Annotated in this window: 15 protein-coding genes; 6 read left to right on the forward strand and 9 right to left on the reverse strand. The window is 42.3% G+C overall.

Features of this window, described 5'->3' with window-relative positions; genetic code table 11:
* Nucleotides 1–36: 36 nt before the first annotated feature.
* From ACQ93I_RS05250 to ACQ93I_RS05275, 6 genes are read left to right on the forward strand one after another with little or no spacing between them, the layout of a single operon-like run.
* Nucleotides 37–1,290, forward strand: a complete 1,254-nt coding sequence (locus tag ACQ93I_RS05250; protein ID WP_431697505.1) for an ROK family transcriptional regulator — start codon at nt 37–39, stop codon at nt 1,288–1,290.
* 38 nt (nt 1,291–1,328) lie between these two features.
* A complete protein-coding gene (gene nagB, locus ACQ93I_RS05255; RefSeq protein ID WP_431697506.1) occupies nt 1,329–3,248 on the forward strand; it encodes a glucosamine-6-phosphate deaminase in 1,920 nt (639 codons plus the stop codon).
* Nucleotide 3,249: 1 nt separating this feature from the next.
* Nucleotides 3,250–4,173 carry an N-acetylmuramoyl-L-alanine amidase gene (locus tag ACQ93I_RS05260; RefSeq protein ID WP_431697507.1) on the forward strand — a complete coding sequence of 308 codons (924 nt, stop codon included), beginning with the start codon at nt 3,250–3,252 and terminating at the stop codon, nt 4,171–4,173.
* 3 nt (nt 4,174–4,176) lie between these two features.
* Nucleotides 4,177–5,958 carry an exo-beta-N-acetylmuramidase NamZ domain-containing protein gene (locus ACQ93I_RS05265; protein WP_431697508.1) on the forward strand — a complete coding sequence of 594 codons (1,782 nt, stop codon included), beginning with the start codon at nt 4,177–4,179 and terminating at the stop codon, nt 5,956–5,958.
* A 15-nt stretch (nt 5,959–5,973) separates the two neighbouring features.
* Nucleotides 5,974–7,809: a PQQ-binding-like beta-propeller repeat protein gene (locus ACQ93I_RS05270; protein WP_431697509.1), complete on the forward strand. Its 1,836-nt coding sequence runs from the start codon at nt 5,974–5,976 to the stop codon at nt 7,807–7,809.
* 3 nt (nt 7,810–7,812) lie between these two features.
* The gene (locus tag ACQ93I_RS05275) at nt 7,813–8,619 is read left to right on the forward strand and encodes an endonuclease/exonuclease/phosphatase family protein (RefSeq protein ID WP_431697511.1); all 807 of its coding nucleotides are present in this window, start codon (nt 7,813–7,815) and stop codon (nt 8,617–8,619) included.
* Between the two features lie 121 nt (nt 8,620–8,740).
* Here the strand turns inward: ACQ93I_RS05275 and ACQ93I_RS05280 are convergent, their stop codons facing one another.
* The 9 genes from ACQ93I_RS05280 to ACQ93I_RS05320 all read right to left on the reverse strand — a co-directional run bounded on the left by ACQ93I_RS05280 (nt 8,741) and on the right by ACQ93I_RS05320 (nt 23,100).
* The gene (locus ACQ93I_RS05280; RefSeq protein ID WP_431697512.1) at nt 8,741–9,646 is read right to left on the reverse strand and encodes a serine hydrolase; all 906 of its coding nucleotides are present in this window, start codon (nt 9,644–9,646) and stop codon (nt 8,741–8,743) included.
* A gap of 97 nt (nt 9,647–9,743) precedes the next feature.
* Nucleotides 9,744–10,970, reverse strand: a complete 1,227-nt coding sequence (locus ACQ93I_RS05285) for a C40 family peptidase (RefSeq protein ID WP_266069819.1) — start codon at nt 10,968–10,970, stop codon at nt 9,744–9,746.
* Between the two features lie 59 nt (nt 10,971–11,029).
* On the reverse strand, nt 11,030–12,010 hold the full coding sequence (locus ACQ93I_RS05290; RefSeq protein WP_266069818.1) for an aldo/keto reductase: 981 nt from the start codon (nt 12,008–12,010) through the stop codon (nt 11,030–11,032).
* Nucleotides 12,007–13,038, reverse strand: coding sequence for a dipeptide epimerase (locus tag ACQ93I_RS05295; RefSeq protein ID WP_266069817.1), 1,032 nt, complete (start codon nt 13,036–13,038; stop codon nt 12,007–12,009). The genes ACQ93I_RS05290 and ACQ93I_RS05295 overlap by 4 nt, the downstream gene beginning before the upstream one ends.
* Before the next feature lie 4 nt (nt 13,039–13,042).
* A complete protein-coding gene (locus tag ACQ93I_RS05300; protein ID WP_266069816.1) occupies nt 13,043–14,851 on the reverse strand; it encodes a glycoside hydrolase family 9 protein in 1,809 nt (602 codons plus the stop codon).
* Between the two features lie 28 nt (nt 14,852–14,879).
* Nucleotides 14,880–16,319, reverse strand: a complete 1,440-nt coding sequence (locus ACQ93I_RS05305) for a sodium:solute symporter (RefSeq protein ID WP_266069815.1) — start codon at nt 16,317–16,319, stop codon at nt 14,880–14,882.
* A gap of 23 nt (nt 16,320–16,342) precedes the next feature.
* Entirely contained in the window at nt 16,343–18,001 is a 1,659-nt protein-coding gene (locus ACQ93I_RS05310) for a glycoside hydrolase family 10 protein (protein ID WP_266069814.1), read from the reverse strand.
* Nucleotides 18,002–18,111: 110 nt separating this feature from the next.
* Nucleotides 18,112–19,860 (reverse strand): RagB/SusD family nutrient uptake outer membrane protein, encoded by a 1,749-nt coding sequence (locus ACQ93I_RS05315; RefSeq protein WP_266069812.1) that lies wholly within the window; start codon nt 19,858–19,860, stop codon nt 18,112–18,114.
* 18 nt (nt 19,861–19,878) lie between these two features.
* On the reverse strand, nt 19,879–23,100 hold the full coding sequence (locus tag ACQ93I_RS05320; protein WP_431697513.1) for a SusC/RagA family TonB-linked outer membrane protein: 3,222 nt from the start codon (nt 23,098–23,100) through the stop codon (nt 19,879–19,881).
* Nucleotides 23,101–23,254: the final 154 nt, after the last annotated feature.

A 23,254-nucleotide genomic window follows, 5' to 3' on the forward strand; every position in this document is an offset into this window, starting at 1 on the left:
TTCAATCATCCTGCTTAAAGCAGCTTCTAAAATTCTATGAAAATCGACGAACTTTTTATTAAAAGCGAAGAGCTAACCAGTAACGTAGAGCGAAAAAAACACCTTCAGAAAATAAAGATCTTAAAGAATCTCTATTTTGAAGGCCCAAAAACCAACACCGAGATCTGTGAGCAATTCAATATTAGCTCACCAACATCTATAAGACTTCTCAATCAACTTATAGATGAAGGTTGGGTAAAGAAAAGCGGTAGAGGAAAATCTGCAGGTGGGCGTAAGCCCGATCTTTACAAACTTGAAGGCAATAGCTTTTATGTAATGGGAATTCAACTGGAAAGATCCAGGCTCAAAATTGCCATTTTTGACAACCACAATAAGAAAGTAGCCGATTTTAAAGATCTATTTGAGCTGGAGAGCGGGGAAGGATTAGTTGAACATATTTTTGAGGAAGCCAATAAACTTATAAAAACTGCGGGCATAGACATAGACAAGCTCCTGGGAATAGGAATAAGTATGCCGGGACTGGTATCTTCAAAAGAAGGAAGGAATTTCACTTATTTCATCAAAGAAGAGGAATCTGAATCTCTTGAAAACATCCTGGAGCGCAAATTCAACAAGCCTATCTTTATTCTGAATGATGCAAAAAGTGCCTGTGTGGCTGAATCCAATTTTGGAATGGCCACTAATCGCGAGAATGTCCTTGTGATTTCTATGGACTGGGGGATTGGCCTTGGAGTCATTATTGACGGGAAGGTCTATCAGGGTTCGTCGGGTTTTGCCGGTGAATTTGGACATATACCCTTGATCGATGACGGACAGTTGTGCCACTGTGGTAAAAGAGGTTGTTTGGAAACCGTAGCTTCGGGCCTGGCTTTAACGAGAATGGCACAGGAAGGAATAAGAGCCGGAGAAAGTACCAGTTTAAACCTGCTTTCTCAAGAAGACCTAAAGAATCTACAGCCCGAAAAGATCATTGAAGCTGCCAATATGGGAGATCAATTTTCAATAAATATACTTTCAAAAGTGGGGATCAACCTGGGAAAAGGCCTGGCTATTCTCATTCAGCTCTTCAACCCCGAACTCATCATTCTTGAAGGCAAATTTGCTAAGGCCAGCCAATTCATTACAATTCCTATTCAACAATCTATAAATACTTATTGTATGGCGCAATTGAGAGAAAAAACTCAAATCTCTCTTTCTAACCTGGGTGAAGATTCGGTTCTCCTGGGGTCGGTGGCCACAGTGATGGAAAATATTTTTGGCAACCAGATCAGCCTTATAAACAATCATTAAACTGAAATATCATATTACATTATACCTCTACAAATACTATGGCAAGATTAAATCTTCTTGAAGAAACACGTTTTGAAAAAGTTCCCGTTAGTGTCTATGACAATGCACATATTGCCTCCCTTAAAGTTGCCGATCGCATTACCAACCTGATAAAAAGAAAACAGGATCGGGGAGAAATGGCTGTATTAGGCCTGGCAACGGGAGCTACTCCGGTACAGGTTTATGAAGAACTGGTGCGCCGTCACAAGGAAGACGGCCTTAGTTTCCAAAATGTCATCACCTTTAACCTTGACGAGTACTACCCCATGAATCCTGAGTCACGGCAGAGTTACGTGACTTTTATGAAAGAAAATCTCTTTGATCATATTGATATCAAAAAGGAGAACATCCATATTCCTGATGGTACACTTGAAAAAGAAGAGATTGCAGATTTCTGTATTGCGTATGAGAACCAGATAGAAGCACTGGGAGGGTTAGACTTACAAATACTGGGGATAGGTAGAACCGGGCATATAGGTTTCAACGAACCAGGATCGGCCCCTAACTCCGGAACAAGACTTGTAACGCTTGACGATCTTACCAGACGGGATGCATCGCGGGATTTTGGAGGAAAAGAAAATGTTCCTACCAAAGCCATCACGATGGGAATTGGAACCATTTTTAAGGCCAAGGAGATCATCCTTATGGCCTGGAACAGGAAAAAAGCTTCTATCATTAAAAAGGCAGTAGAAGGAGAAATTTCAGGCGACGTTCCTGCCACTTACCTGCAGCTTTCAGAAAATACTGAGTTTGTCCTCGATCATGATGCCGCTGCCGAACTAACCCGTTTCAATACTCCGTGGCTGGTAAAAGACTGTAGCTGGGATGATGATCTTATTCGTAAAGCAGTCATCTGGCTTTCGGCTGAAGTCAATAAACCCATTCTGAAGTTGACCGATGAAGATTATAACACTCATGGAATGGCGCAGTTGGCTACAGAAAAAGGGCCGGCCTATAACATAAATATCAACGTTTTTAATCAGCTGCAGCACACTATTACGGGATGGCCGGGTGGAAAACCCAATGCCGACGATTCACAGCGTCCCGAAAGAGCTGAACCTGCTCAAAAACGCTCCCTTATTTTCTCCCCTCATCCAGATGATGATGTGATCTCTATGGGAGGAACTTTTATTAGACTGGTAGATCAGGGACATGATGTGCACGTGGCTTATCAAACCTCTGGCAATACTGCCGTTTGGGACACCGACGTTTTGCGTTATGTGGAATTTGCGATTGACTTCAACAAAAGTATTGGAGAAGACAGCAGCAAACTGGAAAAGATCTACGATGAAATGCGGAATTTCCTTAAGACCAAACAGCCAAACCAATTAGACCTTCCTGAAATAAGGGATGTAAAAGGATTTATAAGAAAGACAGAAGCTATCGCAGGAGCGCGTTATGCAGGATTGCAAGATGACAATATCCATTTTATGGCACTACCATTCTATGAAACCGGAAAAACGGTGAAAAACCCTCCCACAGATGAAGATGTGAGAATTACCATGGACTTGCTGAAGAAAGTAAAGCCACACCAGGTTTTTGCAGCAGGAGATTTTGCCGATCCACACGGCACCCACCTGGTATGTTTTAATATTGTGGTAGAAGCCTTAAAGCGACTAAAAGAAACTGAAGACTGGATCAAAGATACCTGGCTATGGTTGTACCGTGGTGCATGGCATGAATTTGAAACTCATGAAGTTCAAATGGCAGTTCCTTTATCACCTCAGGAAGTGCAAAGAAAACGCGATGCGATTTTCCAGCACCAGTCACAAAAAGACCGTCCTGTATTCCCGGGAGATGACGAAAGAGAATTCTGGCAAAGAGCAGAAGATAGAAATCGTGAAACAGCAAAGGCTTACCACAAGTTAGGCCTTGCAAATTACGAAGCCATGGAAGCCTTTGTCAAGTGGCAGTTTTAAGATGAGAAAAAATCATTTAATCTGGGTTGGTACCCTCCTGTTATCCCTACTAATAGGTTGCGGTACCAACCCTTATTCAAAAACCAACCGCGCACATAAAAAGCAGGCCCGGGAATATGCACGGAATTTAAAAACATTTCCGCAGCAACATTCAGATGACACACTGCTGGATTATGGCCCCTATCCTGTTGGCACTACGAATTTTAGTCTGCGAAAACCAAATTACGTGATCATTCATCACACCGCACAAAATTCTGTTGATCATACCTTAAAAACCTTTACCCTTCGCCGCACTTCTGTAAGTTCTCATTACGTTATTGGTCGTGACGGCAAAATTTACCAAATGCTCAACGATTTCTACCGCGGGTGGCATGCTGGCGCAGGGAAATGGGGTAATGATACAGATCTTAACTCCTCCTCTATTGGTATAGAACTAGATAATAATGGCTTTGAACCCTTTGCCGATGCTCAAATTGAAAGCCTTATAGAGTTATTGAGTGTTCTTAAAGAAAGACACAACATACCCACACCAAATTTTATTGGTCACGCAGATATTGCCCCCGGCAGAAAAGTAGATCCAAACCCTAATTTTCCTTGGGAGAAATTGGCTAAAAAAGGTTTTGGCTACTGGTATGATGATATTGAGGTGGAACCAAAAGTAATTGGAGATAGCCTTGTACCGGGAAATAAGATCAGGGAGATTGATCTTAATGGAAGTGAAATTGCGCAAGAAGGTAAAGAAACAGATTCCCTTCACCTAACAATAGATCCAAAACTCGCCCTGCGGGTAATTGGTTATGATGTTAGTGATTTAGATGCAGCTATTCAATCTTTTAAGATCCATTTTATTCAAAAGGACATCAATTCTGAATTAACAGACGAGGACCTTAAGATCCTTTATAATCTTTATCAAAAATACTTTTAAAAAATGCGATTTCAAGCTCTCTTTTTTGCCTTAGTGGTTCAACTCCTTATTAGTAACTCTGCCACGGCGCAAATAGAGGTAGAAGGTATAGACATTATAACCCGAAAGGAATGGCAGGCCAACCCTCCAAAAATGGAAGTTATCCGGCACATTCCCCGTATGATCACTATTCACCACACGGGCACATTTCAGAATAAAGATCGCAGTACTTCAGAAAAGCTACAGGCCCTTCAGAAGTTTTCCTACAGTGAAGGAGCTTTGGGGGACGGAACACCTAAAAAGCCGTGGCCCGATGTGCCATACCACTTTTACATTGGTGTTGATGGCAGTGTAGCTGAAGGAAGGGAGCTTGAGTATCAGGGAGATTCCAATACCAATTATAACCTCAACGGCCATGCATTGGTTGTAGTAGAGGGAAATTTCAACCAGGAAAAGATCAACGACAAACAAGTAGAGAACCTCGAAAAACTTGTACTGGCTATAGCTGAGAAATATAAAATCCCTGCAGAAGCTATTTCAGGACACAAAGATCAGGCAGAGACTACCTGCCCGGGCACAGACCTCTACCGGCTGTTGCCTGCGCTTAGAAAAAAGGTGGAGGACTTACACAATCCCCGGGTAAAAATTGGGGCCGAGCAACTTTTTTCTCCGGCCTTTGCTCACCTGGTAAAAGGAAAAAGAGTGGGGCTGGTTACAAATCATACCGGATTATTACCTGATGGCACTCACCTTATCGACTTGTTGAATGACCATCCAGATGTTGAATTAAATATACTCTTTGGCCCCGAGCATGGATTGAGAGGTGAAGAAGATACTCATGTTGCCAATGGTACAGACAACAAAACAGGACTCCCTATTATTTCTCTCTACGGAAAAACACGGAAACCCACTCCCGAAATGCTAGAGCAGGTAGATGTGGTTGTATTTGATATTCAGGATATAGGAGCCCGATATTATACCTATATTAAAACTATGCTCCTGGTACAGGAAGCAGCTGCCGAAAATGACAAATCTTTCATTGTTCTTGACCGTCCCAATGCTATTTCCGCCACTTATGTTTATGGGCCGGTGGGCAAAGCACTTGATGCGGAAAAAGGTATAGGTGTTATTCCTGTTACTCACGGAATGACGATAGGAGAACTCGCCATGATGTACAATGGTGAAAGGGAAGAAAAAGGTTTAAAAAAGGCAAATTTAACAGTGGTTCCCCTTCAGAATTATAAAAGGAATCAGTGGTATGACGAAACAGGATTACCGTGGGTAAAGCCTTCTCCCAATATGCTCATGCTGCAAACAGCAGTAGTCTATCCCGCTACCTGCCTCCTTGAAGGCACAGAATATTCTGAAGCGCGTGGTACTCTCTATCCATTTGAACGTATTGGGGCACCATGGGTAAAAGGCCGGGAATTAGCCGATCAATTGAACAGTTATAAATTAAAAGGTGTTGATTTTCGCCCCGTCATGTTTATGCCCGACAGTATTGTTGACGGAATTAAGATCTATCCTCCAAAGTTTCTGGGAGAGCAGGTAAATGGGGTGGAAATGCTCGTAACAGATCGTGACATTTTTAAATCGACCGAAGCCGGCGTCTATATTCTGCATGCTCTAAAAACCCTTTATCCTGAAAAAATGGCGTGGCGGCAACCTCGTCTCGACGGACTTTTAGGAACTTCTGAAGTGCGTGAGATGCTCGACGCAGGAAATTCACCTGAAGAAATTATTGCGAAATGGAAAAATGGCCTGGAAAGCTTCAGGCAAAAAAGAGCACAATACCTACTGTACTAACTTTAAACTACTGGAATGAAAAAGATCTTCTTCGGAATTCTATTCTTCTTCAACCTTTGCCTGCAAGCGCAGGAATTTAAATTCGCTTTTGTAACCGATACCCATATTGGCTCCCCAAATGGCGTGGCTGAAGAAGACCTGCAAAGAACAGTGGAAGACATCAACAGCCTTGAAGGCCTGGATTTCGTCCTGCTCACCGGTGATATTACCGAAATGGGAACCGATGATGAAATTGAACTTGCTAAAAGTATTATAGATAAGCTGGAAATTCCATGGTACATCCTGCCCGGAAATCATGACACCGGCTGGTCAGAATCGGGGGGCGTGAGCTTTATCCGCGAATTTGGATATGACAAATTTGTGTTTGAACATGAAGGTTACAAGATCATTGGCTGTGCCTCGGGGCCTTACGTGAGAATGTCTGACGGGCACATCCCCAGAGATGCAATTGTTTGGCTGGACAAAGTGCTTGAGGAGACTCCCAAAGATCAACCTATCATCTTCGTTAACCATTATCCTTTAGACAACAGCCTTGACAACTGGTATGAAGCAACAGACCGGTTGAAGAATTATAACACCCAATTCTCCATTTGCGGCCACGGTCATAGAAACATAGCGTTGGACTTTGAAAGTATTCCCGGTACCATGGGACGTTCAAACTTACGTGCAAAACAGGAAGTGGGCGGATATAACATTGTAGAAATAACTTTTGAAAATGCCATTTTTAGAGAGCGTACTCCCGGAGGCGAAACTGCTGATGCATGGCGGGAAATTCCCCTTGGAAATAGAGATTTTCAAAATGAGAACGTCTATGAAAGACCTTCTTATGCCGTGAATGATTCTTTCCCACAGGTTCAAAAGAAATGGGAGTACCATTCAGATGCTAATGTGATTTCCACTCCGGCATATATCGATGGAATGGTGATCTTCGGAAACAGCACCGGTAAAGTAGAAGCACTTTCTGAAGCAACAGGAAAAACCGTGTGGAGCTTTGAGACTGAGGGCGGAATATTCTCTTCTCCTGCCATATTTCGTAATACAGTGATCTTTGGATCTGGCGACGGAAATATTTATTCCCTCAAAGCGGCTTCAGGAAAACTTAATTGGAAAACAAAAACAGAACATTCAGTTTTAGGTTCGCCTATTGTTGAAGACGATGTTGTGTATATAGGTGGAAGTGATGGAAAATTCCGTGCGCTAAATGCTAAAACAGGTGCCGAAAAATGGGTTTTTGAAGGCCTGAATGGCCCTGTTGTTTCCACGCCTCTTATCTACGAAGACCAGGTGATCTTTGGTGCCTGGGACAAGAATCTTTACGCGCTTAATAAAGAAACCGGAACCCTCAATTGGAAATGGAACAATGATTCTCCAAACCGTATGTTTTCCCCTGCTATGGTTATTCCAGTAGCACAAGACGGAGTGGTGTATATTGTGGCTCCAGACAGGTATCTTTCTGCAATTGATGCAAATTCAGGAGAAACGCTTTGGAGAACCAATGAAGCTACAGTAAGAGAATCCCTGGGAATTTCTAAAGATGGAAAACGCCTTTTTGGAAAGACTATGAATGATGATGTGGTGATCTTTGCTACTGAAAAAGAGGAACCAAAAATGCTTAAAAGGATCAATGCCAAATTTGGCTATGATCACGTGCCTTCCATGCTTTTTGAACAGGATGGGCAGATCATATTTGGTACCAGAAATGGCGTGGTATACAGCCTCAATCCCTCAACCGAAGCAATAAACTGGAAGTATAAGATCGACCATTCCATGGTCAATACCATTAGGATTATAAACAAAAAATCCCTGATCGCTTCTACAATGGATGGAAAAGTGGTGCTTCTAAACTGGTAGTAAATGAGATTTCCGGCAGGTTATTTAATTCTATCACTCTTTCTACTCTTCCCCAGTCCCGGAAGAACTCAGGAAAATATTCAGGAGAGAACCATTATTAGAGTTCTCTCCTACAATATTTTACACGGAGCAACCACAAAAAGAAACAATGATCTCGATGTGGTTGCTAAAGTGATCAATGAACTACAGCCGGATATTATTGCCCTGCAGGAAGTAGATTTCAGGACCAACAGAGTCGAGAAGCGGGATATTAATACTGAACTGGCACTAAAAACAGGAATGTCTTCCATTTTTGCCAAAGCAGTGGATTTTGACGGCGGAGAATACGGACAGTCTCTGTTTTACCGCGGGACATTCCTCGAAACCGGGAAAATAGCGCTACCAGGTGCTCCTGATAAAGAACCAAGAATCGCTGTTGCCGCAAACATGGTGTTGGGAAGCAGAGACACCATCAGGATCATTGGAACTCATTTAGATCATGTAGAAAACAGCCCTGACCGGATAGCACAGGCAAAAAAGATCAACTCAATTCTCAAAAATGACAAATTTCCAATCCTTTTAGCCGGTGATCTAAATGATATTCCCGGGAGTGAGACCATCAACATCTTTGAAGAAAGGTGGACGTCAACTTATGACAAAGCAGCTCCAGAATTTACTTTCCCTTCCCACGCACCTGAAAGAAAGATCGATTATATCATGTTTTATCCTGTAAAGCGGTGGAAGGTACTTGAGAAAAAAGTAGTTTGTGATGAAATCGCGTCAGATCATTGTGCCTACCTGGTAGTGCTGGAGTTATTGCCGCAGAAATAGAGAGACCGAGGATTCGAAAATCATTTGAATAGCCCATGGCTTCAGCTATGGGTAAAGAAAACAACCATCCTCAGGGCTTTAGCCCAATATTCCCTAATACTGGATCATTGTTCCCTGATCATTACTTTACATAGGTACCATATTCACTGGCACTCCCAATCCTCCAATAATAGTTGAACAGAATCTTTGACACTTCTTCCATCACCTCTTCTGCTTCCCCTTTAACCTTATGACTTTCCATCATGGCAACGGCATAAGGCCGCTGTTCCAATAGAACAATCGCCCATTCTGTGGAAACTCCGTCAATAAATCCGGGTTTGAAAGCTATTGAAGTGCTTTCGGGGATTCCGGCAGCGAGCCGGCTGTCTTCCCTGCCGGTCGTTTTCAGGATTTCGATGATCTCCTTCGAAACTTCAGGATTAATAAATTTACCGTTGTATAACAGCTGAAGGATTTTTGCAGCCTCTTCAGGTGTTGCCAAGTTTTCCTCGCCTCTTGCAGAAGCCGCAGAATTCATCATTTTTCGCTGTAGAAGGGTGTTGTTTACTCCAAGGCTTTTCAGCGTGCTATTGACCTCTGAAATGCCTACCAGGTCTATTAATGCATTGGTGGCAGAGTTATCACTTAGGGCGATCATTAAAATTCCGAGGTTTTTAATGCTTAAAGGTGCAGGATCTTCAAGATGTTTCAGGATCCCGGTACCGCCTACAAGATTTTCTGACTTTACAGGCAAAGGATCGGAAAGGGAAAATTCACCTTCATTGGCCTGTTTAAAGACTTCCATAAGGATCGGAATTTTTATGGAGCTGGCTTGAGGAAACTGAACATCAGGATTCCAGCTGATCTTCTCTCCAGAAGTAAGATCAATGGCTACCATACCCGAAATAGCTGGAGAGCTGTTGAAGATCTCCTCGAGCTGCTTTTCTGTTTTCTGCTTCAGCATTTGCCGGGTATTCTCCTGGGCAAACATACATACAGAGGTGAAACCAAATAAAATTGCAAGGAGGTAAGAATTCAATTGCTTCATTTTTATCTAATTAATTTTATTACTTAAAAACTTTCCGTGGCAATTTTCCCCAACGGCTTACAATAAAAAAGCGGCCTGAAAAGCCGCTTTTTTAGAGTTATTTTTTGAAGTCTGTATTATCTTCTGTAAAAAGATCGCTCTGCGCGAGATAGATGATCTTTTCATCATTGGTGCCAAGAACTCTCTTGGTGCGCAGATATCGGTTGTAGTTGTATTCATCAAAATCGGTAGCGGTGGTATCAAAATTACTGATATGCACTTCGCCCATTGAATGGATGAATTTGTTATCTCCAATCCACATTCCTACGTGGATGATCCTTTCTGAAGTAGTATCTGTAGCTTTTCTTCCGAAGTAAAGCAGGTCTCCTGCCTTAAGATTCTCAAAGTTCTTCACCGAATCAATCTCCTGCCCTGCCACAATTTGCTGGGACGCATCGCGGGGTAAGACCATTCCGTTAAGAAAGAAAATGGTTTTGGTGTAGCCGCTGCAATCTACTCCTTTTGGAGAAGTTCCCCCCCACAGATAAGGCACACCCATCATATCTCTTGCTGTTGCGATTAGGTTTTCACCCGTAGGTTCTAAAGTGGTAAGCCATTGCTCATAAGCCTGGGCTTCCTCCTTTTTTACAAAAGCTGTTTTTTCATTTGGGTATTTCACCTCGTAAAATCCTCTATTTTCCCCTACAAGCTCCAGAACATTTCCTGCAACGAGATCTGAAATCACCTGTGAGTCTTCATTAGGCTTTTCATACGAAGATCCTGCAGTGTGCAGATAGATGAGCTTTTCGGTAGCTTTCCATTCGCTCAATTCTTGTGGGGTCATGGGAGTGATTCCGCCGTAATCTACCCAGGCAAGGTAGCCTTCAGGGGTTTGAATATAATACCAGCCACCATCTTTTTTGTAGACTTTTACCGGCATTCCCATAGTAGCCTGCGTAACTAATTCCGCAGAATGTGTAGGCTTTGAGCGGAGATTGGCTACAGAGATCTTCACCACCCCTTCTGTCTTTCCTTCTAAATCGGCTGAAGGCAACAGGGCTATACTGTCATTATAAGCTATTTTTTGAGCGTCCAATTTTTGCTTTAAGGTAGAAACTGCTTCAGGCATGTTGGATTCTCCTTTTAGTACATATACATCTCCCTCCTGCCTGGCTTCTATGTCGAAAAGCGCTACGCGGGAATCAGGTGCATATTCATCTTTAACCTCGGCTATATATTGATCTGCTTCATTTTCTTCGGAAGTTGAAGATTCCCTGTCTTTGCAGGAGTAAAGAGAGACCGAAAGCAGAAGTGCCAAAAAGGTGAAATTTCTAATTGATTTCATAAGTTTAAATTTTATTCATTTCCATTATAACTATTAAATGCTTCTTTCGCGATACACGGTTATCCCTGCTGAATGATCTTCTCCATCAATGAATCTAAATCAGCATTTTTGATCATTTGCAAATCCTCTTCCTGAAGTTGTGTAATGCCCCTGGTGTTCTTTTCTGCCTGCTCTGCTGTTCTTATTCCGGGAATTACTGTAGAGATTTCTGAATGGCTTAGTATAAAGCTCATGGCAAGTTCAGTCTTGGTGAGGCCGTACTTTTCACATAGGGGCAAAATATCTTTCATCCCTTTTTTATAAGCGTCGATCACTTCCAGAGTAAGCCTTTTATTCCTGTGATCATTTTTGGGGAATTCTGCGCCTGTATCAAACTTTCCGGTAAGCAGGCCAAACTGCAAAGGCATGCGTGCAATGATCCCATAGCCTGCTTCAGAAGCCTTTTTTGTTAGCGGCAGGGCTTTTTGGTTGATCATATTTAAAACCAATTGAAAACCGCTGCCCAGCTTATTCTCCATCAAATATTCTGCCTCAGGGTTTGGTTCATAAGTATTAAGGGACAATCCCCAATACCTGATCTTTCCTTGTTTTTGCAACATTTGCATGGCTTCAGTACATTCACCATCCTGTAAATTAGAAAGCCCGGCACTATGCAATTGATAATAATCTATAGTCTCCCGCCTAAGCCTTTTTAAACTGGCTTCACAAGCTTTTATAATGTGATCTTTAGAATAATCTGTTCCAAACTGGCCACTGCGGGCAACATTTCCGGCTTTTGAAGCAATAATTACTTCTTCCCGGTTACCCAGAGTTTTACCAATCAATTCTTCGGAATGGCCCAACCCATAGATGTCGGCCGTATCAAAGAAATTAATTCCTCTGTCAAGAGCCTTAAAAATGGCATTTTTGGAGGTCTGGTCATCTGCTTCTCCCCAACCTATGGCTGTATCTCCAACCATGGCGCCACCCCCTATTGCCCAGGCTCCAAAACCTACTTCACTAACATAAAGATCTGTATTTCCAAATTGACGCAGCTTCATAAGCTCAGTTTTAGATTCTCGTAGAGTTCTACCCCGGTGCCATTCCTGTCGGGAAAATGGGTTTTGCCATCATAAACTTTTACACCGTGGGCAATGTCATTTTTGATAAGCATTCCGCCATCCATATCCACATAATCCAGTAAAGGTAGTAAATGGCCAATTGCCGAAATTCCCACAGTAGATTCTGTCATGCAGCCCACCATGATCTTTAGTCCTAAAGCTCTCCCGCGGGCTATCATACGCCGGGCTGGCGTTAAGCCGCCACACTTGGTGAGTTTAATGTTGATCCCGTGAAAGTAACGGGCGCACTTATCTACATCGGCTTCAGTAATACAGCTTTCGTCGGCAATAACAGGTAAAACTGACTTTTCATAAACTTCAGCCATGCCTTTCTCATCTTTAGCCGGAAGTGGTTGTTCCAGGAACTCCACCCCAAGATCCTTCAGCAAAACTGAATTTTCAATGGCTTGTGCAGCAGTCCAGGCGGCATTGGCATCTACCCTAAAAATGGCATCCGTATGCTTCCGAAGCTCTTTTACAAGCTCCACATCATGGTCGGTCCCCAATTTGATCTTATAAAGCGGCCACGGAAATTCCTGAATCTTCTGCACCATTTTTTCCGCAGTATCGATCCCAATAGTATAATTGGAAAGCGGAATATTCTCAAGAGAGAGCCCCCACATCTTATAAAGCGGCAAATTATTCCTTTTTCCATGCAGGTCGTGCATTGCGATATCGAGCGCACATTGCGCAAAGGAATTGTCTTTAAGAAAAGGTGCTGTGATCTCCCACAGTGCTTCAGGCGATTTATGTAAGTTCTCTAAAATGACATTTTCGAGAGACAATATTTTCTTGGCCATGCCTTCGACAGTAACGCCGTAATAGGAGGTTGCCGCAGCCTCTCCATAGCCTGTGTATTTCCCGTCGCTTAGCTCCACGATGAGCGTTGGCTGAAAATCCCTCGAGGTATGACTTATCCTAAAGGTGTTCTTAAGCTCCAGATTATAAGCATGAGTCTTTAAATACATCTCGTTACTCCTTTTGTGGCTCCCCAAAATAAGCCATCATAAAAATAGCTCCTGCAGTTCCATCCATAGTGGGTTCATTGGTAGAATAATCTCCAAAATCATCATGGTAAACTACAAAATCATTTTGAAAATGGCTGAATTCGTCGGGTTCTGCAAGGTGGAGCCCGGTTAAACTATTATAAACCGAAGCATAGACAGGTCCATCTACCAATCCTCCCGGAACTTCTTTTTTGGTAAGAAACCAGACGCTGGTATGCACATCTTCGGGATATTCGCCGGTTTCAGGAATATTCATGAACATGGAGGTGCCCCAGGGATTTCTTCCTAAAAGCCAGTCGCGTTGTGCCAGCATAAAATCGTGGTACTGACTATCTCCAGTCATTTTCTCGTACAGGATAATTTGTGTGGTAAGTGCTACCGCCAGATTGTTGGAGCACCAGATAAAAGGCACACCTATCTGGAAGGCATTTTTGGCACCTCTTTCCAGCGCATGCTCAATTCCGGTACGGTAGTATCCTGCCAGTTCATTTTTTGTTTCTTGATCTACATGCTCATAAAGGGCAAAATGACCAACATTGATAAATGGATAATAACGATAATGTTCAGCATCCTCTTTGTCTGTCCAAGAAACCGTATTGGCTAAGCGTGCATAACGTTTGGCGTCTTCTAAAAATTCCTGATCTTCGGTGTTTTTGAAGAGTTCGGCCGCACCCCATTCCATATCATCTGCCCAGGTATCTTCATTGTACCGATAAGGGGAGCCATAAGAATTTCCCTGTTGGTACCCTTCCTGCTCTTTTCCCATCGCATATAGTTCCAAGGCTGCATTTTCACATTTTTGGGCGAACACAGGATCATTGAGTTCTTCTCTCCAAATTCTGGCAGCAATGGCCATGGCAGCAGCCGATCTACCGGCTAAATTTGCTATTCCTGTAGCTTTGCTTTTATGTTCTCTTAGACCTTGTGGTTTTCCATTTGCAAAGTAGGCCACACGATAACTGTTGGGGCCCCAGCCATAATCTGAAGAATCTTTATCGGGCCACTTCATCCCCAGGTGATCGCGATCGTCGGCGACCTGGTGAAAAAGCATATCGGGGCCGGCATGCATTTTATGGATCCAGTCCAGCCCCCATTTGGCTTCATCAAGCACATCGGGGATTCCGTTTGGCTGCTCCTGCCCCAGTTCATTTACTTTATCACCAAATTTATCGGGGGCCAGTTCATAAGCTTTCAGCATCCTGGCGGTAGCATTGCTGGACGTAATAAGGTATTTTAACTGATCGCCTGCATCATGCCAGCCGCCGCTAACATCTACAAAAGTAGAATCGGGCATGGGACCGTACATGGTCCTGCCATCACGCTGATGACAAACCATCTCAAGAAATGGATTGTAACCGCAGCGCTGCTGTCTCATAAACCCAATGAGATCTTCATGGTAATCTTTATAAGAATGCTCCCGCCCAATCCCAAAACTTTTGGAACGGTTATTATTAACTTTAATAAAATATTTCCCGGGAGTTTTTACTTCAGAAAAATCAAGGCTGTAGTAATGAGAAAATGTTCCCCAGGCTTTTACTTCTGAAGGAACTATTTTTCCGCGGAAAATTTTCTTGCCTGTTTCGGCATCATAAAGATTGAAGTTACCTTTCACTGAAGCTTCAGAAAAAGCAATAGCCACTTTTGTATCTGCTGTGAGATAACCCGCCTGGTTAACCCTAATAAATATACTGTCATCCTTTATTTTCGAAGCAAATGAAACTGAAGAAATGAATAACAGAAGGCTAACAATTGTCAATGATTTTATTGGTCTCATTTTTTCACATTTTAAGGATGTTATGAGTTTAAGTACGCTTCTTTAAAAGGAATAGTCCAAAACAGGTTATGGCCGCATTGACCAGCAAGATTTCAAAACCAAATTTATATCCATTAAACCAGGCCGTAGAATTTACATCGAGCAGGACCGAAAGTAACGGGGCAGCAATACAAACCAAAGGCACAAATTTATCCTTCACTTTTACTTTGGTGAGCAAACCGAAGGTAAATAACCCGAGGAGCGGACCATAAGTAAATCCTGCTACTTTAAATACTGAGTTTACAACACTACTGTCGTTCACCTCATTGAAAGCGACAATTACACAGAACATGAGGAGTGTAAAGCCAATATGCACCAATAGCCTTGTCTTTTTCTGATTTTCCTGCTTACGTTTGGGAATGTCTAAAATATCAACACAAAAGGAGGTGGTTAGCGCCGTTAATGCAGAATCGGCACTGGAAAAAGCTGCAGCCACAATACCAAGAAGGAAAACAATACCTGCAAGAACTCCAAAGTGATTAAGTGCTAACATTGGGTACAAATCATCTGTACTCTGTGGGATCTCAAGCCCCTGATCTAATGCAAATTTGTAAAGCAATACTCCGAGTGCGAGGAACAGTACTGTAGAAAAGAAGAAGGTAAGAGAGAACCAAAAGATGTTCTTTTGAGCATCGGAGGTTTTTTCAATAGTCAAATTCTTTTGCATCACATTTTGATCCAACCCATTCATGGCGATGGTGATAAATATCCCGGCGAGAAAGGTTTTAAAGAAATTACGATCAGACTTCCAGTTCCAGTCAAAAATGGTTGACATATCGCTGTTTGACACCACATCTATAACCCTTGCAGGCCCCAGGTTCATCTGGTCCATGATCATATAAATACTGATGAGAACTGCCAGAAGTAAAAAGGTGGTTTGCAGGGTATCTGTCCACACAATAGTCTTTATCCCTCCTCTAAAAGTGTAAAGCCATATAAGGGTGATCGTGACAAAGACCGTAACATAAAAAGGAATACCAAAGGCGTCAAAAAAGGCAATTTGGAGCACCAGTGCTGCCAGGAATAATCTAAATGAAGCGCCAATTGTTTGGGAGATCAAAAAGAAGCCAGAGCCTGTGAGATAGGAGTTTTGTCCAAACCTGTCCTGTAAATACTGATAAATGGAAACCAGCCGAAGCCTATAAAAAAGCGGAATTAAAACAAGAGCAATGATGGCATAGCCCACCATATTTCCCATTACAAATTGCAGGTATGTCCATCCAGAATTTCCAACTTCCCCGGGAACCGAAATAAAAGTAACCCCAGATAAAGATGCTCCTACCATTCCAAAAGCTACAAGGAACCATGGGGATTGCCTATTGGCGGTAAAGAAGGTAGAATTATCGGCTTTTTGAGAGGTGAAATGACTAATTGCCATCAACAGCAGGAAGTATCCCAAAATGATACCAAAGACCAGGAGGGGTGTCATAGGTTTGAATTAATGTTTATAAATTACAATTTCTTGTTTAGGAGAATTTCCTGAAAAGCACTTTCATTGCCTGTGCGATCAATAGTAGTTACGGCAACAGCCTCTAAAAAGACCTTTTCTCCATTCTTCCTTTCAACATACTGGCTAAATTTAGTTTCATTAGTATTGCGGTCAAAAATCTTGTAGCTCCAGGTATCTCCATACTTAAAATAAACAACATACTTAAAACCATCTTCAGCATTGACGGGAGGTACCCAGGTAATTTTAATTGACTGGCCTTCAGTAACTGGTACAACAACAGGACTTTCGGGTGCTGTATTGTCTAACCACGGGCTGGCAGGAACCAGTGCCGGCTTTTTATATGGCCCTTCAGAAATGCTTTTTAGAAGCTCCGGATGTTTTACAAGAGGACCAATGCTCCAGTGCACTACTCCCGGATTTTTGGGCATCATTCCCCGGGTGATCATGATCTGATTGATAGTTTCATCAATATTTTTCTCATCTCCTCCAAGACCTACATTAATGCCAGGCCACAGGTGACGTTCTTCAAAGTTTTGGCTACCCCACCATCCCAGGAGAACAGGAAAACTTTGGCCTTCGGTATTTATCTTCCAGTACAACTGAGGCGTGTAGTAATCTACCCAGCCTTTATTAAGCCATAGTTTTGCGTCGGCATAAAGCTCATCGTATTGATCATAGCCTGTTACAGATTTTGGGTATCCGGGTCTCCAGATGCCGAAGGGGCTCAATCCGAATTTTACGGCCGGTTTTTCAGCTTTTATTTTTTTATAAAGGTTTTCTATAAAATCGTTTACGTGATATCTTCTCCAGTCTCCTCTTGTCAATTTTCCACCTGTATTTTGATAGGCTGTCCAACTCTTGTCATCGGGAAAATCTTCTCCGTTATTATATGAATCATACGGATAGAAATAATCATCAAAATGGATTCCGTCGAGATCATATCTCTTGATAAGATCCATTACAACGGCTGTTGAACGTTGTTTGGTTCCTTCTTGTGCAGGATCCATCCACCACATTCCGTTCTTAAGCTTTACCACAAGCTCAGGATTAGTTTTTACTACTGACTCTTCACTGATCTCTTTGGAAGAATGATGTGCACGATAAGGGTTAAGCCATGCGTGTAATTCCAGCCCGCGATCATGAGCGGCCTCTATCCAAAAATGAAGCGGATCATAAAAAGGTTCAGGTGCCTGTCCCTGCTTTCCTGTAAGGTAATAAGACCAGGGTTCTAATTCACTCTCGTAAAGAGCATCTGCCTGCGGGCGAACCTGAAAGATCACCGCGTTAAAATTGTTCTTTTTAAGCATGTCAAGCAAGGCAATAGCTTCCCTTTGCTGCTCTGTAACACTCAACCCAGGTTTGCTGGGCCAGTTAATATTGGCCACAGTGGCCACCCAGGCAGCACGGAATTCCCTATCGGCCTGTGGATGATTGACAGGTTCTTCAATAATCTCTTCAACAACTGCAACGGTGTCTTTTACCGGAAGTGGTGTAGGAATTTCTTGTGGTTCAGCAGGTGCTTCGGGCCTTTCAGGTTGGGGTACTTGTGCTACTTCCGAAGGTTCTTTGGGAGTAGGTGTTGTAGATTTTTGGGTTTTACAAGCCTGCAACAACAAAAGTATGCTGCAAAAAAGAATAAAAGAGGTTTTAATTCGTGTCATGATTGAGGTGTAAGGGATAAGATAGACTACGCAAAAAAATATAAAAAATTGCCCCCCAGGTTTTCACCAAAGGGGGCTAATTTATCTGAAATACCAGGATGGTTAATTAACTACCAGCCAGGGTTTTGTTCCAGTTCAACCCCTTGATCTGCATAAAGCTTAATTTGATCTAACGGTAAAGGTCTTAGGTACACTCTTGGATCATCAAAAGGTCTTTGAACCTCTGGTGAAGATGCAGGCACAATATAGCCTTTGGTTGCACTCGCAGGTAACCTGTTACCTTCAACATCGGCTAAATGAATTGCAGAAAGATCTGCATCAGGATTCTGGGCCTGAAGCACCTCTTTATCAATCCATGCACCCATGTTGATAGGGTAATTCTCTATAGTATCTACATAGTTGTATTTACCCCAACGTCTAAGGTCATCATTTCTAAAGCCTTCCATCATGAGCTCTACTCTTCGCTCTCTACGAATTTCCCATATAATAGCAGGGACACTTGGATCCCTATCGGGATCGTCGTAGGTTTGACCATTCACTGCGGGCATATCACCAGCGAGTTGTAAAGCAGGTAGATCAACTTCTGGCCTGGCACGTAGTACATTGATCGACTTATCAAGATCGGCCTGAGTAAGTGCAGGTCCTCCAAGAGTGGCTAATTCGGCTGCAGCTTCAGCATAATTGATCAAAACTTCTCCATAACGAATGATGGGAGCATCGGTTGGGTTAAGGTTGGAACTGCCTACAGGATCTTCGGCAATCTCTTCATTGAGAAATTTATGTACTGCCACACCAGATGTTGAATACCTGGAACTGGTTTGATTTACTCTTAGTTCATAAGGAACAAAAGTTTCAGACATTCTTCCGTCCCTGTTTGCGAATAACTCATCTACCCCATGATCTCCTTCATAAAGCGGAGAGAGTTCTACCGGAAGCCCATCTTCAGCTAAATAAGTATCGAGAGCATCCTTGGAAGGCCCGGTTTGAGGCTCTTTATTGTTATAACTATTAAGAGCATGAGTAAGTATTCCCTCTTCATATTCCCTGTATAGGATCACTTCTGGATTACCGGAAAGATCGAGAGAATTGAAAACAGATCTATAATCTCCCAGAGAGAATTTCCCGCTTTGAATAACTTCATTCGCAGCCCATTTTGCAGCTTCTAAATATTCTGCAGCTCTTTCGGTATCACCGTTATTGTATTTTTGCCACGTTCCTTCAAAAAGGAATATTCTGGACATAAAAGCTAAAACAACGTTTCGATTGACCATTTGGCCTTCATTCTTCACATCTTCTCTTACGTTTTCTGCAGCATATCTAAAATCTTCCAGAACTTTATCCATAACGAAACCACGAGAGTCACGAGGACGGTAAAGGTTTTCAACATCATTTTCGGCGATCTCTTCTTCGTACCATGGCACATCACCAAAACGACTAACAAGATCATGGTATTCAAGTGCTCTAAAGAAACGACCTATCCCTGTCCAGTGAGCGTTGGCTTCTTCATCCATATCGGCTAATTGAAGCCTGTCGATAAATATGTTTGCCTTACGCACCCATCCAAAATCCCATCCTCCACCTGAAGCAGGTGCAACTCTGGTAAATTGTGCGGGTGCCGCAGGGGCAAAATCATCGTTTAAAACTTCTCCTGAAAAGTAATCTCCCCAGGTGTAGCCAGAGCCATACCCTACAAAATACGCAGGGTAAAAGCCATAAGCAAAAGTCTCTACATTTTCTTCTGAAGTCCAGTAGCCGGGATCTTCAAACTGGTTTGTGGGCGGCACATCCAGAAAATCTTTTTCACAGCCTATAATTCCAAGGGCCAGAAAAAGCATTAAATATAATTTCGTAGTCTTCATACTTCTTTTAATTTTTTATTATATGGACGCTTGAATTCCAAAAGAAAGGTTTCTACGGAAGGGGTACACCCGTCCAAAAGTATTTGGATCATTAAGACCAGCACTTGTGTAATCTACTTCCGGATCTAATGGCATGTCTAAATTATCCCATTCAAAGAGGTTTTCTCCACTAAAATAAACCCTGAATTTATTCATGCCTAAACTCTCTGTAATATTGCCCGGAAGCGAATATCCTACAGTAAGGTTCTTCATTCTAAGATATGACATATCCTGAAGGTAACGACTTTGAGGCATAAAGTTCCTTATTGTATTTGACTGAGACTGGTCTGTTGGCTTTGGATAGAATGCATTGGTATTCTCAGGGGTCCAATAATCCAATTGGTGTGCATACCAACCTTCGTTGTAACGGTAACCAGGAATTACAACAGGCCCGTTTGCCCACATTTCTCTTTTTCCAACTCCCTGCATAAATACGCTAAGATCAAACCCTTTCCAATCTGCAGCAATTCTGAAACCATACTGCCAGCGAGGAGTAGAATTCCCAATAACTTTCATGTCTCCCGAATCACCCACAGTTTCAGTTCCATAGTTAATCACACCATCCCCATTAAGGTCACGGTATTTTACGTCACCTGGGCCATACTGGAACCAGCTATTCTCGTAAAGTTCCTGTGAAGGGATTCCTGCTACAGGAGTACCATCGGCATTAAAGTCGCTTTCCTGGTATAATCTATCAGTTTCATATCCCCATATTTCTCCAAGCATCTTTCCTTCATAATTGTTATAAATTCTCATGGTCGAATTGGCAAACTTAGTGATCTCTTCCTCGTAATCTGTCAAAGTTGCTGTCGCACTAATATTCAAGCCATTATCAAAGGAATGTTTAAAGTCGGCTGCAATTTCAAAACCGGTAGTTGTTAACTCTCCATAGTTCCTTTTTGGAGCTCCTGTTCCAAAAGAATTTGGAAGGGTAACACCAGCACTGTGCATATCGCTAACCACTCTTTCATACCAGTCAAAACTTAACCCTAGCCTGTTCTGGAAAAATCTTGCATCAACTCCAAGATCAAGGGTTGTCACAGTTTCCCAGGTTAAACTGGCAGGTTGCGCAGGAGGTGTCCCTACAGTAACACGATCGGCACCATCAATAACCCATCCTGAATTGGAAGGATTCATTATTCGGTAAATACTACCAAGTGATGCATTAGGATTCCCCAAAGATCCCCATGAACCTCTCAATTTCAGGAAAGACAGGTATGGCTTACTAAAGTCCATATAATCTTCTTCAGAAAGTACGTAACCTGCCGAGAAAGATGGAAAGAATGCCCACTTTTTATCTGCTGACAAAAGAGAAGCTCCATCATAACGTCCATTTACTTCCAGTAAGAATTTATCTTGAAATGAATAGTTTATTCTTCCGAAGAAACCAAGATTTTTCCATTTGTTCCTGGCACCATCAACAAATTGATCACCAGTCGCCAAATCTAATTCCCCTTTGTCTGGGTCAATAAGGTTTCTTCTTTCGGAAGAATGATACCAATACTCGTACTCTTCGTAATCTCCCCCCGCAATTATCTTAATGTCATGATCTTCTCCCAATAACTTATTGTATGTGGCAAAAGCTTTTGCTGTATTTCGGTTACTCCAGTCAGAAGCGTATTCCACTCTGTTGTAGGACGCACTACTATATGGTTCATACACAAGGTTTGAACCTGTAGACCAGAAATTATAAGCTGAAAGTACACCACCAACTCTATGTTCATGGCCTTCGTTACGGTCATGAGTATAATCAAAATCAATAGAAAGATCTTCAATAGGAGTCAATGTTCCTCCCAGTGTTATCCTTGTCATATTATCTGTATACTCATTCATATTTGCCTGCTCTACTTCAGAAATATGATTTCTGAACGGATGCCCTTCATAAGTACCGTAAGGATATACAGCCGGCCACCTGGTAACATAATACCATGGATCATATGTGGCACTTGAAAAGTAGAAAGGCTGTGTAGTTAAAGAACTGTTATATTGAATGTTTGCTCGTGTAGAGACCCAATCGGTAATAGAAGAGTTAACACTAAGATTAATGTTATACCTCTGGTATTCATCGGGATTTGTTTTTAAAACCCCTACCTGGTCAAGGTATCCAAGCCCCAGATAATAGTTTGTATTTTCACTACCACCTGATACAGAAAGATCATGTTTTTGTTGCGGAGACCATTCTTTCACAAACAGATCCATCGCATCCCAGGAACGATAGAAGAATAAACGACCATCCCTAATCTCGAAGTCACGGCCAAGCACCATTTCAGGTCCTAAATCCTGACCACCATACTGCTGTTCCCACTCTCTCATTTTTTGCACTCCAAGGTCGTCAAAGTACATACCAACAGTACCAAAAGAAGGAAGATCTGGGATTCTCCTTCTCACAGCTGCAAGAGCCATTTCGGCACCGTCAGCTGCCGGTGCGATCTCTGGTATGGTCGTAGGAGTTTGCCAGCTAAAGTTGTTCGAATATGAAATTGTTGGAGCTGTATTTCTTTGTCCTTTTTTAGTAGTGATAAGAATAACACCCCAGGTACCACGGGCACCATATATAGAGGTTGAAGCTGCATCCTTAAGTACAGAAATGTTTTCAATATCCTGTGGGTTGATCATTTGAAGGTTTGGCACCTCCACGTTATCCACAAGAATAAGAGGTTCAGCTCCTCCATCAGTTCCAAGGGTTCCCACATTACCACGAAGTTTGATCATTGGATTATCCCCAATTTGTCCACTTGGTGCACTAATTGTGAGACCAGGAGTCGTTCCCTGTAAACCACGGGCCACATCGGTAATAGGCCTTGCTTCAAGGACTTCGGTATCTACTGTAGATACGGCCCCTGTAAGGTTCGCTCTTTTCTGAACACCATATCCAACAACAACAACCTCTTGCAGGTCCTGCACATCACTGGTCATTGTTACCTGAACAATGTCTCTTCCGTTCACCGGAATCTCCTGGGTTTCGAATCCTACATAGGAAAAAACCAATACGGGATTAGCCCCGGTCACGTTAAGAGAGTATTCCCCGTCAAAATTGGTGGTTGTACCCACTGAGGTCCCTTTTTGATAAACCGACGCTCCTGGAATTGGCATTCCAGATTCATCGAGTACTTGTCCTGAAATCTCTATTTCCTGCGCAAACGATTTCGTCAAAACGCCTAAAATAAAAAAGACAAGAAGCAGATGTAATTTTCTTCTCATGATTAAATTTAGATTAAATGATCAATAGTTGGTCTTATAAAAAGTTGGAGCAAGATAAATCAAATTATATTACAATAAAAACTTTTGTTAAAATAAATAACTTATCTCGTCCATACTTTTATAAAATTTTTATTAAAGTTTAAGGAAAGTGAGA

It is taken from the genome of Salinimicrobium sp. WS361 (assembly GCF_050750585.1).
Lineage (GTDB): Bacteria > Bacteroidota > Bacteroidia > Flavobacteriales > Flavobacteriaceae > Salinimicrobium.

Excerpts from the sequence above, each read along its gene's own strand:
- ACQ93I_RS05250 (WP_431697505.1), top strand. The coding sequence starts at position 37 with ATGAAAATCGACGAACTTTTTATTAAAAGCGAAGAGCTAACCAGTAAC.
- nagB (WP_431697506.1), top strand. The coding sequence starts at position 1,329 with ATGGCAAGATTAAATCTTCTTGAAGAAACACGTTTTGAAAAAGTTCCC.
- ACQ93I_RS05260 (WP_431697507.1), top strand. The coding sequence starts at position 3,250 with ATGAGAAAAAATCATTTAATCTGGGTTGGTACCCTCCTGTTATCCCTA.
- ACQ93I_RS05265 (WP_431697508.1), top strand. The coding sequence starts at position 4,177 with ATGCGATTTCAAGCTCTCTTTTTTGCCTTAGTGGTTCAACTCCTTATT.
- ACQ93I_RS05270 (WP_431697509.1), top strand. The coding sequence starts at position 5,974 with ATGAAAAAGATCTTCTTCGGAATTCTATTCTTCTTCAACCTTTGCCTG.
- ACQ93I_RS05275 (WP_431697511.1), top strand. The coding sequence starts at position 7,813 with ATGAGATTTCCGGCAGGTTATTTAATTCTATCACTCTTTCTACTCTTC.
- ACQ93I_RS05280 (WP_431697512.1), bottom strand. The coding sequence starts at position 9,646 with ATGAAGCAATTGAATTCTTACCTCCTTGCAATTTTATTTGGTTTCACC.
- ACQ93I_RS05285 (WP_266069819.1), bottom strand. The coding sequence starts at position 10,970 with ATGAAATCAATTAGAAATTTCACCTTTTTGGCACTTCTGCTTTCGGTC.
- ACQ93I_RS05290 (WP_266069818.1), bottom strand. The coding sequence starts at position 12,010 with ATGAAGCTGCGTCAATTTGGAAATACAGATCTTTATGTTAGTGAAGTA.
- ACQ93I_RS05295 (WP_266069817.1), bottom strand. The coding sequence starts at position 13,038 with ATGTATTTAAAGACTCATGCTTATAATCTGGAGCTTAAGAACACCTTT.
- ACQ93I_RS05300 (WP_266069816.1), bottom strand. The coding sequence starts at position 14,851 with ATGAGACCAATAAAATCATTGACAATTGTTAGCCTTCTGTTATTCATT.
- ACQ93I_RS05305 (WP_266069815.1), bottom strand. The coding sequence starts at position 16,319 with ATGACACCCCTCCTGGTCTTTGGTATCATTTTGGGATACTTCCTGCTG.
- ACQ93I_RS05310 (WP_266069814.1), bottom strand. The coding sequence starts at position 18,001 with ATGACACGAATTAAAACCTCTTTTATTCTTTTTTGCAGCATACTTTTG.
- ACQ93I_RS05315 (WP_266069812.1), bottom strand. The coding sequence starts at position 19,860 with ATGAAGACTACGAAATTATATTTAATGCTTTTTCTGGCCCTTGGAATT.
- ACQ93I_RS05320 (WP_431697513.1), bottom strand. The coding sequence starts at position 23,100 with ATGAGAAGAAAATTACATCTGCTTCTTGTCTTTTTTATTTTAGGCGTT.